The sequence below is a fragment of the Rhodococcus artemisiae genome (assembly GCF_036327795.1).
GTDB classification, from domain to species: domain Bacteria; phylum Actinomycetota; class Actinomycetes; order Mycobacteriales; family Mycobacteriaceae; genus Rhodococcus; species Rhodococcus artemisiae.
In genome coordinates this window covers 39,492-53,517 of the sequence record NZ_JAUTXY010000006.1, presented here as the reverse complement: position 1 = coordinate 53,517, position 14,026 = coordinate 39,492, and the positions used below count along the sequence as shown (strand labels likewise).

Annotated in this window: 13 protein-coding genes; 3 read left to right on the top strand and 10 right to left on the bottom strand. The window is 64.7% G+C overall.

All coding sequences use genetic code 11. The features are described 5' to 3' along the window. The first annotated feature begins 118 nt into the window (after positions 1–118). Positions 119–1,186, top strand: coding sequence for an iron-siderophore ABC transporter substrate-binding protein (locus Q7514_RS14555; RefSeq protein ID WP_330133986.1), 1,068 nt, complete (start codon positions 119–121; stop codon positions 1,184–1,186). 87 nt (positions 1,187–1,273) lie between these two features. Here Q7514_RS14555 and Q7514_RS14550 read toward each other — a convergent pair whose 3' ends face one another. The 3 genes from Q7514_RS14550 to Q7514_RS14540 all read right to left on the bottom strand — a co-directional run bounded on the left by Q7514_RS14550 (position 1,274) and on the right by Q7514_RS14540 (position 3,667). Beyond that, the gene (locus Q7514_RS14550; protein WP_330133985.1) at positions 1,274–1,714 is read right to left on the bottom strand and encodes an OsmC family peroxiredoxin; all 441 of its coding nucleotides are present in this window, start codon (positions 1,712–1,714) and stop codon (positions 1,274–1,276) included. Positions 1,715–1,823: 109 nt separating this feature from the next. Beyond that, a complete protein-coding gene (locus tag Q7514_RS14545) occupies positions 1,824–2,783 on the bottom strand; it encodes a helix-turn-helix transcriptional regulator (protein ID WP_330133984.1) in 960 nt (319 codons plus the stop codon). Between the two features lie 53 nt (positions 2,784–2,836). Beyond that, on the bottom strand, positions 2,837–3,667 hold the full coding sequence (locus Q7514_RS14540; protein ID WP_330133983.1) for an AraC family transcriptional regulator: 831 nt from the start codon (positions 3,665–3,667) through the stop codon (positions 2,837–2,839). Positions 3,668–3,726: 59 nt separating this feature from the next. On the opposite strand from Q7514_RS14540, the gene Q7514_RS14535 reads away from it, so the two are divergent. Both Q7514_RS14535 and Q7514_RS14530 read left to right on the top strand, forming a co-directional pair. After that, positions 3,727–4,998: an amidohydrolase family protein gene (locus tag Q7514_RS14535; RefSeq protein ID WP_330133982.1), complete on the top strand. Its 1,272-nt coding sequence runs from the start codon at positions 3,727–3,729 to the stop codon at positions 4,996–4,998. 95 nt (positions 4,999–5,093) lie between these two features. Beyond that, positions 5,094–5,687, top strand: coding sequence for a TIGR03086 family metal-binding protein (locus Q7514_RS14530; RefSeq protein ID WP_330133981.1), 594 nt, complete (start codon positions 5,094–5,096; stop codon positions 5,685–5,687). Positions 5,688–5,771: 84 nt separating this feature from the next. Here the strand turns inward: Q7514_RS14530 and Q7514_RS14525 are convergent, their stop codons facing one another. The 7 genes from Q7514_RS14525 to panD form a co-directional block, all read right to left on the bottom strand. Then, complete coding sequence (locus Q7514_RS14525; RefSeq protein WP_330133980.1) at positions 5,772–8,315, bottom strand: ATP-dependent Clp protease ATP-binding subunit; 2,544 nt, start codon at positions 8,313–8,315, stop codon at positions 5,772–5,774. A 260-nt stretch (positions 8,316–8,575) separates the two neighbouring features. Continuing rightward, a complete protein-coding gene (locus tag Q7514_RS14520; RefSeq protein ID WP_330133979.1) occupies positions 8,576–10,006 on the bottom strand; it encodes a phospholipase D-like domain-containing protein in 1,431 nt (476 codons plus the stop codon). 121 nt (positions 10,007–10,127) lie between these two features. Beyond that, the gene (locus Q7514_RS14515) at positions 10,128–10,484 is read right to left on the bottom strand and encodes a histone-like nucleoid-structuring protein Lsr2 (protein WP_330133978.1); all 357 of its coding nucleotides are present in this window, start codon (positions 10,482–10,484) and stop codon (positions 10,128–10,130) included. 104 nt (positions 10,485–10,588) lie between these two features. Continuing rightward, on the bottom strand, positions 10,589–12,100 hold the full coding sequence (lysS, locus tag Q7514_RS14510; RefSeq protein ID WP_330133977.1) for a lysine--tRNA ligase: 1,512 nt from the start codon (positions 12,098–12,100) through the stop codon (positions 10,589–10,591). 100 nt (positions 12,101–12,200) lie between these two features. Continuing rightward, positions 12,201–12,653 carry a rhodanese-like domain-containing protein gene (locus tag Q7514_RS14505; protein ID WP_330133976.1) on the bottom strand — a complete coding sequence of 151 codons (453 nt, stop codon included), beginning with the start codon at positions 12,651–12,653 and terminating at the stop codon, positions 12,201–12,203. Positions 12,654–12,746: 93 nt separating this feature from the next. After that, positions 12,747–13,586, bottom strand: a complete 840-nt coding sequence (locus tag Q7514_RS14500) for a type III pantothenate kinase (RefSeq protein ID WP_330133975.1) — start codon at positions 13,584–13,586, stop codon at positions 12,747–12,749. Positions 13,587–13,588: 2 nt separating this feature from the next. Beyond that, positions 13,589–14,023 (bottom strand): aspartate 1-decarboxylase, encoded by a 435-nt coding sequence (panD, locus tag Q7514_RS14495; protein WP_054718669.1) that lies wholly within the window; start codon positions 14,021–14,023, stop codon positions 13,589–13,591. Positions 14,024–14,026: the final 3 nt, after the last annotated feature.

The following is a 14,026-nucleotide window of genomic DNA, read 5'->3' as shown; positions in this document are numbered from 1 at the left end:
CCGTAACCCCTGCAGTTAGGTTAACCTTCCCTCTTGATAGTTGCAGGCCAGCGCGCCCGTCGGCGTCGAGGCTCTCGCCGATTCGGCTCGTGCATGCCAACAGAGAAAAGGGAGTTCGATGAGAATGTCCGGAAGGTACTGGCGTCGAGCCGGAATCGTGATGATTGCGGCAACAGCGCTGTTCGCGGGTGCGTGCGGCAGCGAGTCGAGTTCCGACTCGACCGGCGCAGCGGAATCCACCACCGGGCAGGCCGACGCATCCGCCTTCCCCGTGTCGATTCCGTCGGCGCTCGGTACAGCCGAGATCCCGGAGGCTCCGGAGCGGATCGTCACGCTCGGCTGGGGCAGTGAGGACGCAGCCCTGGCGCTCGGGGTCGTACCCGTCGGTGTGCAGAACATGCAGTCGGACTCGGGAACCGACGACGGCCTGCTGCCGTGGTCGCGAGCGAAGCTCGAAGAGCTCGACCCCGACGCGGAACCCGCGCTACTGACGGCGTCCAGTCAGGAGATGCCGTACGAGCAGATCGCGGCGCTCACCCCCGACGTGATCCTGGCCGTGCATTCCGGTCTGAGCCAGGAACAGTTCGACCAGCTCTCCGAGATCGCCCCCACCGTGGCGTACCCGGAACGTCGCTGGGCAACCAGCTGGGAAGACCAGATCACCACCGTCGGCAAGGCTCTCGGTCGGTCGGCAGAGGCCGAAGCACTCGTAACGCGGACCGAGGACACCATCGCGGAGGCGAAGTCGCAGCACCCCGAGTTCACCGGGAAGACGGTGGCATTCGGTAGTTCCACCGAGGCGGCGTCGTACAACTTCTACTTCGACACCGATCCTCGCCTGAAGCTGCTGGCAAGCCTCGGTTTCACGGTCGACCCACTCGCTCAGCAGCTACGCGAGAGCAGTGACCGGACGAAGTTCGCGGCTCCGGTGAGCCTGGAACTGCTGCCGACGTACAACCCCGACGTGCTTCTCGCCTGGTACCTGACGCCCGATCTGCAGAGCGAGGTGGAGTCGAACCCGCTGTTCACCGGCATCAAGGCGGTGCGCGACGACGCCTACACGGCTCTGACCGCCCCGCCGCTGGTGTATGCGTCGAGCACACCGAACGTGCTCAGCATGCCGTGGCTGCTGAACGAGTTGCTCCCACAGCTGTCGCAGGCCGCCGTCAACGCTCAGGTCGGGTAGTCCGACCCGATCAGAGTCCCAGTTCGACCTGACGGAGTCACCGTGCCGCTGCCGAGCGCTGATCCATGCTCGGCAGCGGCATCCGGGTCAGGATTCGAGCGCGGCGTCGAGCGTGATGTCGACTCCGGTCAGCGCGCGGCTCACCGGGCAGGTCTCTTTGGCAGTCTGTGCCGCCGTCGCGAAACCGTCGGCGTCGAGGCCTGTGACTTCACCGCGGACCGTCAGCGTGATACCGGTGAGCCGGAACCCGGACTCCGGGTGCGGCCCGAGTGATACGTCGGCCTTGACCTCGAGAGCCTGCGGAGTACCACCGGCTTCGGCGATGACCGCCGACAACTGCATTGCGAAACACGCCGAGTGGGCTGCAGCGATCAGCTCTTCGGGGCTCGTGGTGCCGTCGGCATCGTCGGCCGCCCGCTTCGGGAACGACACATCGAATGTGCCGCGCCCCGAGCTGGTCAGTTCGACCTGGCCCGACCCGTCTTCGAGTCCACCGTTCCATGCGGTCCGCGCACTCCGTGTCGGCATGGTTTCTCCCTCCATCTGGCCCGGAAAATACAGTCTGGCCCGAACCTACGCCGCCGAACGCGCCACGGTCTCCGGTTCGCAGACAATCGACGAAAGCTTCACCGCCCGGTCATCCGTGGCGAGCCGCAAGAGTCAGCGCTTGCGCGCGGATCTCGTCGCGCAGGGCCGAGGGTGCCAGAAGTTCGGCGTCGCCGCCGAGTTGCCACATCACCGCCCCGGCGTGGCTCGAACCTCCGAATTCCACCTCGGCGCGACACCATCCGTCCCCGTCCGAATGACAGCCAGCATGACACTCGGCTAGGGAGATCACGAGCGCAGCGAGTTCGTCCCGGCGGCTTTCGCGTACCGTCACGGTCGCGGAGACGGTGGACATGCCCGCTCGGAATCGTGTCTTCCTGCGATGCCAGATCTCGGCGAGATCGACATCGGCGGGTCGTTCGGCCGGGACATCCAGCACCTTCACCTCGTCGATACGCGAGAGCCGGTACGTGCGTTCGTCGCCGCGGTGCAGAGCCACCAGATACCACCGTCCGGCAGCACTGACGACACCGATCGGGTCGACGGTCCGCCACGCGGCGGCACGGTCGCGCGGGCGGTACCGGATTCGTAGGCGTACACCGTCGAACACCGCCTGCTGCACCGCGCCGAGGTGCGGATCGACCGATGCCTCCGTGATCCATCCGGATCCGGTGACCAGGATCCGCTCCGATGCCCGGATCGCCGCCGTGCGACCCGCCTCGGGCAATGCATCGGTGACCTTCCGCATCGCGGCTGCGAATGCAGGGGCCATGCCGAGAGCGGCGGTGTCGGCGGAGGCGCTCGCGGCGAGCAGCGCGGTGGCCTCGTCGATCGTCAGCCCGGTGAGGTCGGTGGTGAATCCGGGCAACAACGCGAACCCTCCGTCACGCCCGCGTTCCGCGTACACAGGGATACCGACAGACGACAGTGCTTCGACATCGCGCAGGACCGTCCGCACCGACACCTCGAGCTCGCGAGCGATCGCCGGGGCGGTCATCCGGCCCCGGTTCCTGAGCATCAGCACCAGCGACAGCAACCGTTCAGCGCGCATCGACGAATCATCGCACCGATACCTGACAGGGAGTGTCGTGTTCGATGCCCGGATCAGGACCGTTCGCTCGCACTGCGGTGCCGGTACGACGACGGGGACTGACCGCAGAAGTCGCTGAACGCCCGGGCGAACGAACTGCCGTTGTCGAATCCGACGGCGCGGGCGGTTTCCTGAACAGATTGCTCGGGGGACGCAAGGAGCGCCATCGCGCGCAGCATCCGAGCCTGGAGCAGGTAGGTACGCCATGACATCCCCACGTGCTCGTCGAACAGGCGGCGCAGGGTGCGTTCGGATACCGACGCGGCCCTGCCGACCTCACCGATGGTGACGTCGTGGAGATTCTCCTTCGTGAATGCCATCGCGTTGTGCACCACGGGATGGTCCGACATCGGAAGGCTGAGCATCGCTTCGTCGGAGTCGATGGCTTCGATGACGAGCCCGCCGAGGGTCGCGAAGAAGCGCTCTGCCGTGGCGTCGTCGGAGAGTCTGCCGACCGGCCACCGCTGCGCGTAGATGATCATTTCCCGAATCAGCGGAGAGACATCGAGGACAGCGGCGCGTTCGCCGTGGAACCGCACCAGTTCCGGATCGAACATCACGGCGATCGAGCGCACCCGGGGACTCATGGTCGCTTGATGCCGCAGTCCCGCCGGTATCCACACCGCTTGCTGAGGTGGCAGCAGATAGTGGGTGGTCGCGGTCTCCACTTCGACCACGCCGCCCACGGCGTACTCGATCTGATGCATGTCGTGACTGTGCCAGTCCGTCACGAGGCTCCCGCCCTCGTAGAGGTAACTCCCGGCGGTCACTGCCGCACTGCGACGGAGACTCTTGAGGTTGTCCGATTTTGCACGATGCATGGCCGATTGCGTGGAGACGGTCATGACTATGAACGGTACAACAGGAGTAAGCACTATGTGATGAGCAGCACTCAGGAGTGAATATGCAACTCGACGACATGATTCTCGTGAGCATCGATGACCACGTAGTCGAACCACCCGACATGTTCGCCCGCCACGTTCCGGCGAAGTACAGGGACGAGGCACCCAAGGTCATCGTCACCGAGCAGGGTATCGACCAGTGGGTCTACCAGGGGAAGCCCACCGGAGTCAGCGGGCTCAACGCGGTGGTCTCGTGGCCCGCAGAAGAATGGGGCCGCGACCCCGCCCGCTTCGCCGAGATGCGCCCCGGCGTCTACGACATCCACGAACGCGTCCGCGACATGGACCGCAACGGCATCGTCGGTTCCATGTGCTTCCCCACCTTCACCGGATTCTCGGCCCGCCACCTGAACCAGCACCAGGCCGAGGTGACCGTCGTGATGGTGCAGGCCTACAACGACTGGCACATCGACGAATGGTGCGGCGCCTACCCCGACCGGTTCCTGCCGCTCGCCCTCCTGCCCACGTGGAACGTGCCGGCGATGTGCGAGGAGATCCGACGCGTCGCGGCGAAGGGTTGCCGCGCCGTCACCATGCCGGAACTCCCCCACCTCGAGGGACTACCCAGCTACCACGACATCGAGTACTGGGGCCCCGTGTTCCAGACCCTGTCCGACGAGGGCGTCGTGATGTGCCTGCACATCGGTTCGGGGTTCGGCGCGATCTCCATGGCGAAGGACGCGCCGATCGACAACCTGATCGTCCTCGCCACCCAGATCTCTGCCATCGCAGCACAGGATCTCCTGTGGGGCCCGGCCATGCGTTCCTATCCCGATCTGAAGTTCGCGTTCTCCGAAGGTGGAATCGGCTGGATCCCGTTCTTCCTGGACCGCTGCGACCGGCACTACACGAATCAGCGCTGGCTCCGCCGCGACTTCGGCGGCAAACTGCCCAGCGAGGTCTTCAAGGAGCATTCGCTCGCCTGCTACGTCACCGATCCCACTGCGCTGAAGTTGCGTCACGAGATCGGCATCGACATCATCGCGTGGGAGTGCGACTACCCCCACTCCGACTGCTTCTGGCCCGATGCGCCGGAGAAGGTGCTCGGCGAGCTCGACGCCGCCGGTGCGACCGATGCCGAAATCGACAAGATCACCTGGCAGAACTCCTGCCGCTTCTTCAACTGGGACCCGTTCTCGAAGATCGAGCGCGAGGACGCGACCGTCGGAGCGTTGCGAGCCAAGGCGACCGACGTGGACGTGTCGATCCGATCCCGCGCCGAGTGGGCGAAACTCTACGAGGCAAAGCACAAAGATTCTGTGACGGCGGGCTGATCCGCACTTTCCGAATCGCACTGCCACGCACGTGGCATCGACGACGCCGAAATACCTGACAGAGGTTGTCGTGTTTCGGGCCCATGCTGTGTGTCATGACGACGATGCAGACAGACCCACGCCCCCTCTTCCGTGACGCCCTCGACTGGGTGGCCGGACTCATCGACGGAGTCCGGCCGGACCAGTTCACCGATCCGACACCGTGCCCCGAGTTCGACGTGAGCTCCCTCATCGGACACCTCGTGTCCACCATCGACCGGGGCCGCGTCATCGGCGCAGGCGGCGACCCTCTGACCGTCCCCGAAACAGTCAACGAACCGGAGGGCGGATGGGTCGCCACACTGCGCACGAGCGCCGACCGCTACTGGGAGGTGTGGAACGACGACGCGATGCTCGACACCGTGGTCACCGCACCCTGGGGCACCTTCCCGGGACGCGCCTCGGTCCTCATCGCACTCAATGAGGCGCTGGTGCACGGTTGGGACCTGGCGGCTGCAACGGGGCAGCCGGCGGAGGCCGACCCGGCTCTGGCGAACGCAGCGCTCGGCATCATGCAGCATGCGCTCCCCGAGACCCCGCGGGGCGGACCCGTCCCGTTCGGTCCGGTGGTGGAATCCGCTCCGACCGCGGGAGCGACCGAGCGCCTCGCCAACTGGTCCGGACGGCCGACCGCCCCCTGGAAGCACTGACACCTGGACCAACAACGCAGGGATCCACAACGCCGAGGGGCGGCGCTCCGGTTGGAGTGCCGCCCCTGAAGCGTATGCGCGTTGTTACTGGGCTTCTGCTTCGCCCTCGCCGCTCTTGGCGAGCGCGACCGCCGGGGTGTCGGGCACCTCGGCCGGCTTCTCGCTCGGCGTGAACGTGAACTTCGCGTTCTCTCCGGCGCCTTCGCCGTCCCAGCCCTCGACGTCGACCAGGACGATGTGACCGGCACCGATCTCGCCGAAGAGGATCTTCTCGGAGAGCTGATCCTCGATCTCGCGCTGGATGGTACGACGCAGCGGACGTGCCCCGAGAACCGGATCGAATCCTCGCTTGGCCAGCAGCGACTTCGCCTTCTCGGTGAGCTCGATCCCCATGTCCTTGTTCTTGAGCTGGGTCTCGACGCGACCGATCATCAAGTCGACCATCTCGATGATCTGGTCCTGAGTGAGCTGGTGGAACACGATGATGTCGTCGATACGGTTGAGGAACTCAGGCCGGAAGTGCTTCTTGAGCTCGTCGTTGACCTTGTTCTTCATCCGCTCGTAGTTGGACTCGGCGCCGGTGCCCTTGGTGAACCCAAGGCCGACAGCCTTCGAGATGTCCGACGTACCGAGGTTCGACGTGAAGATCAGCACCGTGTTCTTGAAGTCCACCGTGCGGCCCTGACCGTCGGTCAGGCGACCGTCTTCGAGGACCTGCAGGAGCGTGTTGTAGATCTCCTGGTGGGCCTTCTCGATCTCGTCGAACAGCACCACGGAGAACGGCTTGCGGCGGACCTTCTCGGTGAGCTGGCCCCCCTCTTCGTATCCGACGTATCCGGGAGGCGCACCGAACAGACGCGACGCGGTGAACCGGTCGTGGAACTCGCCCATGTCGATCTGGATGAGCGCGTCGTCCTCGCCGAACAGGAAGTTCGCGAGCGCCTTGGACAGCTCGGTCTTACCGACACCGGACGGGCCGGCGAAGATGAACGAGCCCGAGGGACGCTTCGGATCCTTGAGGCCGGCACGGGTACGACGGATCGCCTTCGCGACCGCCTTGACGGCGTCCTCCTGACCGATGATCCGCTTGTGCAGCTCGTCTTCCATGCGGAGCAGACGGGTGGTCTCCTCCTCGGTGAGCTTGAACACCGGAATCCCGGTCCAGTTCGCGAGAACCTCCGCGATCTGCTCTTCGTCGACCTCGGCAACCACATCGAGATCGCCTGCCCGCCACTGCTTCTCCCGCTCGGAGCGCTGAGCGACGAGCTGCTTCTCCTTGTCGCGCAGGCTCGCGGCCTTCTCGAAGTCCTGCGCGTCGATCGCGGATTCCTTCTCGCGGCGTGCATCGGCGATCTTGTCGTCGAACTCGCGCAGATCCGGCGGTGCGGTCATCCGGCGGATGCGCATGCGGGCACCCGCCTCGTCGATGAGGTCGATCGCCTTGTCCGGCAGGAAGCGGTCGTTGATGTAGCGGTCGGCGAGAGTTGCCGCAGCCACGAGCGCCTTGTCCGAAATCGACACGCGGTGGTGCGCCTCGTAGCGGTCACGCAGACCCTTGAGGATCTCGATGGTGTGCTCGACCGTCGGCTCACCGACCTGGACGGGCTGGAAGCGGCGTTCGAGCGCGGCGTCCTTCTCGATGTACTTGCGGTACTCGTCGAGGGTGGTCGCGCCGATCGTCTGAAGCTCACCGCGAGCGAGCTTCGGCTTGAGGATCGACGCGGCGTCGATCGCGCCTTCGGCCGCACCCGCGCCGACGAGCGTGTGCAGCTCGTCGATGAACAGGATGATGTCGCCGCGGCTGTTGATCTCCTTGAGGACCTTCTTCAGGCGTTCCTCGAAGTCGCCGCGGTACCGGCTGCCGGCCACGAGGGAACCCAGGTCGAGCGTGTAGAGCTGCTTGTCCTTGAGGGTTTCAGGAACCTCGCCGTTGACGATCGCCTGAGCCAGGCCCTCGACCACAGCGGTCTTACCGACGCCGGGCTCACCGATGAGCACCGGGTTGTTCTTGGTACGACGGGACAGCACCTGCATGACCCGCTCGATTTCCTTCGCACGGCCGATGACCGGATCGAGCTTGCCTTCGAGAGCGGCCTGCGTGAGGTTCCGGCCGAACTGATCGAGCACGAGCGACGTCGACGGGGTGCCGGCCTCGCCGCGGCTGGTGCCGGCTTCCTGCGGTTCCTTGCCCTGGTAACCCGAGAGCAGCTGGATGACCTGCTGACGGACCCGATTCAGGTCGGCGCCGAGCTTGACGAGCACCTGAGCGGCCACGCCTTCGCCCTCGCGAATGAGGCCGAGGAGAATGTGCTCGGTGCCGATGTAGTTGTGTCCGAGCTGCAGCGCCTCACGGAGGCTGAGCTCGAGCACCTTCTTGGCACGTGGAGTGAACGGGATGTGCCCGGACGGGGCCTGCTGTCCTTGGCCGATGATCTCCTCGACCTGACTGCGGACACCTTCCAGAGAGATCCCCAACGACTCGAGCGACTTCGCCGCCACGCCCTCACCCTCGTGGATGAGGCCAAGGAGGATGTGCTCCGTGCCGATGTAGTTGTGGTTGAGCATCCTGGCTTCTTCTTGAGCCAGGACAACGACGCGCCGCGCGCGATCGGTGAACCTTTCGAACATCGCACTCCCTCACACTCTCGGCCGACGGATCCGGTACGAGGTTGTCCCGGACCCCGGCAGCCGCTCTTCGCTCCGGCACTCGAGTCGTTCACATCGAACCAGCGAAGGTTCCACGATCCCACTCGACACTCTAGTTGGCGTGCATTCCACCCGCTTCCCCTCCACCCCGGAAGGTGCTAGCGGAAAACACGACTACAAGAGGTAACGCTGCACGTGACGCATACGTTTCCGCAACCTGTACGCCAGAAGCGAACAGGCGGTCAGCGAGTGAGAACCTGTCGGATCCGCCGAGCGGCACTCATCGGCGCCCGCTCCGGATCCATGAGCGCGTTCTCCGCGAGGGGACTGTCCTCCTTCCCAACCGTACCCGGTTCGAACGGGCGCAGGGAGCGACCCGAACCCCGCAGGCGTTCGATCGCCGCGAGGAACGAGCCCTCGTCGTCGACCGCCCGGTCGAACGCCTCCACATCGACGTCCAGGTGCTCGGCGAGAAGCCTGCTGCGCAATTCCGCCGCTGCACGGGAGACGGGGTCGCCCACGCGGGTGGACTCGAGCGCGAGGTCGCACTCGGTGTCGAAACCCATGGACCGGTTGTTGAGGTTCGACGATCCGATCCGCACCACGGTGTCGTCCATGACGACGACCTTCGCGTGGACGTAGATCGGCTCCCCCGCCTGGGTCACCGGATAATAGGCCTCGAACCTGCTGTGGACGTCGGCGTGCCACAGCATGTGCAGTAGAGAGCGGCGGGCACCGTCCATCGCCTTCTGTTCGAGCCAGCCGTCCGCGTTGCGAGGTATCACGAGCACGATCTCCGGACCGCCGTCCTCTCGTAGACGCGCGGCGAGCGCCTCCGCGAGGGCGCGGGACGCCAGGTACTGGCTCTCGAGGTACAGGCTGTGCCGGGCGTTCTCGATCACCGCGAGATAGAGCGCCTCGATCTCGTGGACGCCCTCGCGCCCGTCGTACTCCGGCAGAGTTCTGGCGATCGACACGTCGATGTCGGTGACCGTGGGGGCGAGCCCGTCGGGCCAGATCGCCTCCCGGGGCCCGACGGGGTCGAGGTCCGCGCCCGTGGCCGACTTCCACCGAGCACGCGCCTGCTCGCCGAGTGCTCGCGCGGCCTCACCGTCCACCGCGGTGGTGACGTCGTGCCACGGGCCGTAGCGTCTACCGCTCGGTTCTCGTCGGTATCGGCTGCGGTCGGGATGATCGGAGGTGTCCCAGCGGTCGACCGTCATGTCGATTCCGCCGCAGAATGCGATGGCGTCGTCGATGACGATGATCTTCTGATGGTGGGCTGCGCCGATCGGGTGTGCGCCGTCGATCTCGAAATGCACACGTGGGTCGCTGAGCCAGTCGAGGACGAACACCGGAGTCATACCTCTGCCGATCGCCGTGAGTGCGCCGATGTTCCATTTGAGAAGGTGGATGTCGAGGTCCGGGTTCTGCTCTGGGAGCCATTTCAGAAACGCACCGAGCCGGTTGGGTCCGTCCAGGGTGCGGCCTTCGGGTTCGAACTTGATCCGGGTATCGAAATCCCACCCGATCAACATGATGCGTTCACGCGCCTGCAACATCGCCGATTTCGCGTGACGAAAATAATCTGCCGCGTCGACGATGAAGCTGAGGCGGTCGGCGTGATCCGTCCGCCAGCATGTTTTTCCCGGCACCAGTACACGTTCGACCATGAGCACAGATGTTACGCCGGACGATACCCCGAAACAGTGCACGCCAACGGAATACGACAGCACCGTCGGCGTCCGCAGTTGCGGACGGCGACGGTGCTGTTCGGCTGAGGTGGGAAGAAACTCAGTGCGCGTTGTTGTACTGCTCGATAATGTCGGCCGAGATACGTCCACGTGCCGAGACCTGGAGATCGTTGTTCCGCGCCCATTCACGGATAGCCGCGGTTTGCTCGCGATCCGTAGTCCCCCGCGACGACTTGCTTGCCGCCGGTGCACTTTGAACGGCTTTGCTGCGCTTACGGCCGCCGACCTTGCGCGCGTGCTGGATCCAGTAATCCAACTGTTCCCGCAACGCTGTCGCATTGTCTTCCGACAGATCGATCTCGTAGGTCACGCCGTCGAGTCCGAACTCCACCGACTCGTCTGCCGCCGATTCCTGGTCGACATCGTCGATAAGTGTGACGGTGACCTTCTTTGCCATGTGCTGGAAACCCTCTCGATCAAGAAATGCGCTTTCCCCCCACGGGACGAGACCACAATACCTCGCAATTAACGCATGTCTATACCGAAAGCTTTCCTGCCTATTCAGCGAGTGGTCGGGCGAACAATGGGGAAGAGGATAGTTTCCCTGATTCCCAGGCCGGTCAGCGCCATCAACAACCGGTCGATTCCCATCCCGGTTCCGGTGGTAGGCGGCATTCCCTGTTCCATAGCGGCAAGGAAATCTTCGTCGAGGGCCATTGCCTCGTCATCACCTTCGGCCGCGAGACGCGCCTGATCCATGAACCGCTCACGCTGGATGACAGGATCGACGAGTTCCGAATAGCCGGTAGCAAGCTCGAACCCTCGCACGTAGAGATCCCACTTCTCGGTGACTCCGCGCACAGTGCGGTGATCGCGGGTCAGCGGCGACGTCTCGACCGGGAAATCACGGACGAAAGTCGGCTCGTTCAACTGGTCGCTGCACATGTGCTCCCACAGTTCCTCGACGAGCTTGCCGTGGCCCCACCCCTTACCTTCGGGAATTTCGAGCCCGACCTTGCCGGCCAGGGCGGTCAATTCCTCGATCGTGGAATCGGGTGTGACTTCGGCTCCGATCGCCTGCGACAACGACGGATACATTTCGAGGACTTTCCATTCCCCGCCGAAGTCGTATTCGGTGCCGTCCGCGAGAGTGACGACATGGCTCCCGAACACCGCGAACGCGATCTCCTGGATCATCTCGCGAGTCATCCTCGCGGAATCGTCGTACGTGCCGTAGGCCTCGTAGGTCTCGAGCATCGCGAATTCCGGCGAATGGGTCGAGTCGGCACCCTCGTTACGGAAATTTCGGTTGATTTCGAAGACCTTGTCGATGCCTCCGACGACACAACGCTTGAGGAACAGTTCGGGCGCGATACGCAGATACAGATCGATGTCGAGCGCATTCGAATGCGTCACGAAGGGGCGCGCCGCAGCACCACCGTGCAGCGTCTGCAACATCGGCGTCTCGACCTCGAGAAAACCGCGGCGCTCGAGCGCGTTACGCAACTCACGCACGACCTCGACGCGCATACGGGCGTTCTTGCGGGCCTCCGGGCGGACGATCAGGTCGACGTAACGTTGCCGGACCCGGGATTCCTCGTTCATCTCCTTGTGCGCGACAGGGAGCGGGCGCAGAGCCTTCGACGCCATCGTCCAGGAATCGGCCATGACGCTGAGCTCGCCGCGTCGTGAGCTGATCACCTCGCCGTGCACGAACACGAAATCACCCAGGTCGACGAGCGCCTTCCACTCGGCGAGTGACTCCTCCCCCACGGCGGCGAGACTGACCATCACCTGCAGCTGGGTTCCGTCGCCTTCCTGCAGCGTGGCGAAGCACAGCTTGCCGGTGTTGCGCATGAAGATCACACGTCCGACCACACCGACCCGCACACCGGTCGCGGTGTCGGGTTCGAGGCCGGGGTACTCCGCACGGATCTCCGCGAGCGTATGCGTCCGCGGCACGACGACGGGGTACGCATCCTTGCCTTCGGCGAGGAGTCGTTCGCGCTTGTCGCGGCGGACCCGGATCTGCTCGGGGGTATCGTCGGGCTGCTGAACGCTGGCATCACTCACGGGTAACCAGACTATCCGAGAGCGCCACGTCACAACGTCGCAGCCGTGCAGTTGCTTCTGTGACCATGCGCTCGCGTAAGGACGATGCGCTCCGCGTAAGTCAGTGCGCGGTGACGCGCTCCACGTCGGCGAGGATGTGCTGAGCCTGCGTGACGGCCCGAACCATGTGCGCCGCCTTGATCGCGTCGTACCCGCCCACCATGTGGGTCACTCGACGCAGCCCCTGCTGCTGCAGGCCCGTAACGAGGCGGTGTGAGTCGTCGCCCTCGGCGGACACCAGGATCCATTCGACATCCTGGTCGACGGCCACGGCCAGGCGACCGGGATTCGAGGGGTCGAGCCGGTCTGCGACCAACTCCGCGGAAATCGCGAGGGCGCCCGGCAGGGTGCCCTGAACATCGCGCTGAGCGTTGGTGCGGACATCGACGACGACCGCACCGCGAGCGACGGCGGCAGCCAGCTCGGTGGGATAGGTGCGCTCGACGGCAAGCGGCAGCAGCGAAACCGGAGCGGAGGTAGATGCAGAGACGGACGAAACAAGCGCAGCGCGCATGAGAGAACTCCCAGGAATGTGTTATCGGTCGAGGCGGACGTCAGCCTCGACAACACTCCTGGGCACACATGCGGCGGATCACGGAAAATATTCTTACACAGAATCGCGCCGTGCGGAAGCCTCGGGCGTTCCCCGCCGCGACGCACGCCGTTCCTGATTCCGCTCGTAGACCAATCTCAGGCCTTCGAGGGTCAGGTCCGGTTCATGATGCTCGAGCAGACGCGATTCCTCCATGATCAACGGCGCGCTGTCGCCGGTGGCGATCACCACGACGTCGTCACCGCCGAATCCGGGGACCTCCGCGCACACGCGGCCGACGAGTCCGTCGACCATGCCGGCAAAGCCGAAAACCGCTCCGGATTGCATGCATTCGACGGTGTTCTTGCCGAGCACCGCACGCGGCCGGACGAGTTCGACCATGCGTAACGCTGCCGATTGCGACGCCAATGCATCCATCGAGATCTCCACGCCCGGGGCGATGCATCCGCCGAGGAACTCCCCCTTGGCCGACACCACATCGACACAGGTCGACGTACCGAAGTCCACGACAACGCAGGGCCCACCGTAAAAGTGATGGGCAGCAAGGCTGTTGACGATCCGGTCGGCGCCGACCTCCTTCGGATTGTCGACGAGCAGCGGAACACCTGTACGCACACCGGGTTCGACCACCACATGGGGTACCCGATCCCAGTACCGGGCGAGCATCACCCTCAACTCTCGCAGCACCGACGGGACCGTCGACAGCGCAGCGACACCGGTGATCTGCTCCACGTGATCGCCCAGCAACCCCCGGAAGGCGAATGCGAGTTCGTCCGCGGTCATCCGCGAGTCGGTACGAATACGCCAATCCCGCAGCAGTTTTGCGTGCGAGCCACTGCCGGTGAACAGGCCCAGAACGATGTTGGAGTTCCGGACATCGACAGCCAGGAGCACCGCTACACCATCGAAGCGTCGAGAGTCGACAGCATCCGCGGGGTGATCAGGCCGGACCCCTCGGGTGCGTGCGCCGGGTCGCTGCCGAGTTCGACCTGACGGTTCTCCGCATCGACGAACACGACGCGCGGCGCGTAGTCCTTGCATTCCTGCTCGTTCATCACGCCGTAGGCGATGAGAATGACCAGGTCGCCGGGATTCACGAGATGCGCTGCAGCACCGTTGATCCCGATAACTCCCGAACCACGCTCACCGGCGATGACGTACGTTTCGAGACGGTTGCCGTTGTCGATGTCGACGATGCACACCTGCTCACCTTCGAGCAGATCCGCCGCATCCATCAGGTCCTGGTCGACCGTCACCGAACCGACGTAATGCAGGTCGGCGTGCGTCACCGTTGCGCGGTGGATCTTCGACTTCATCATGGTGCGAAACATGTC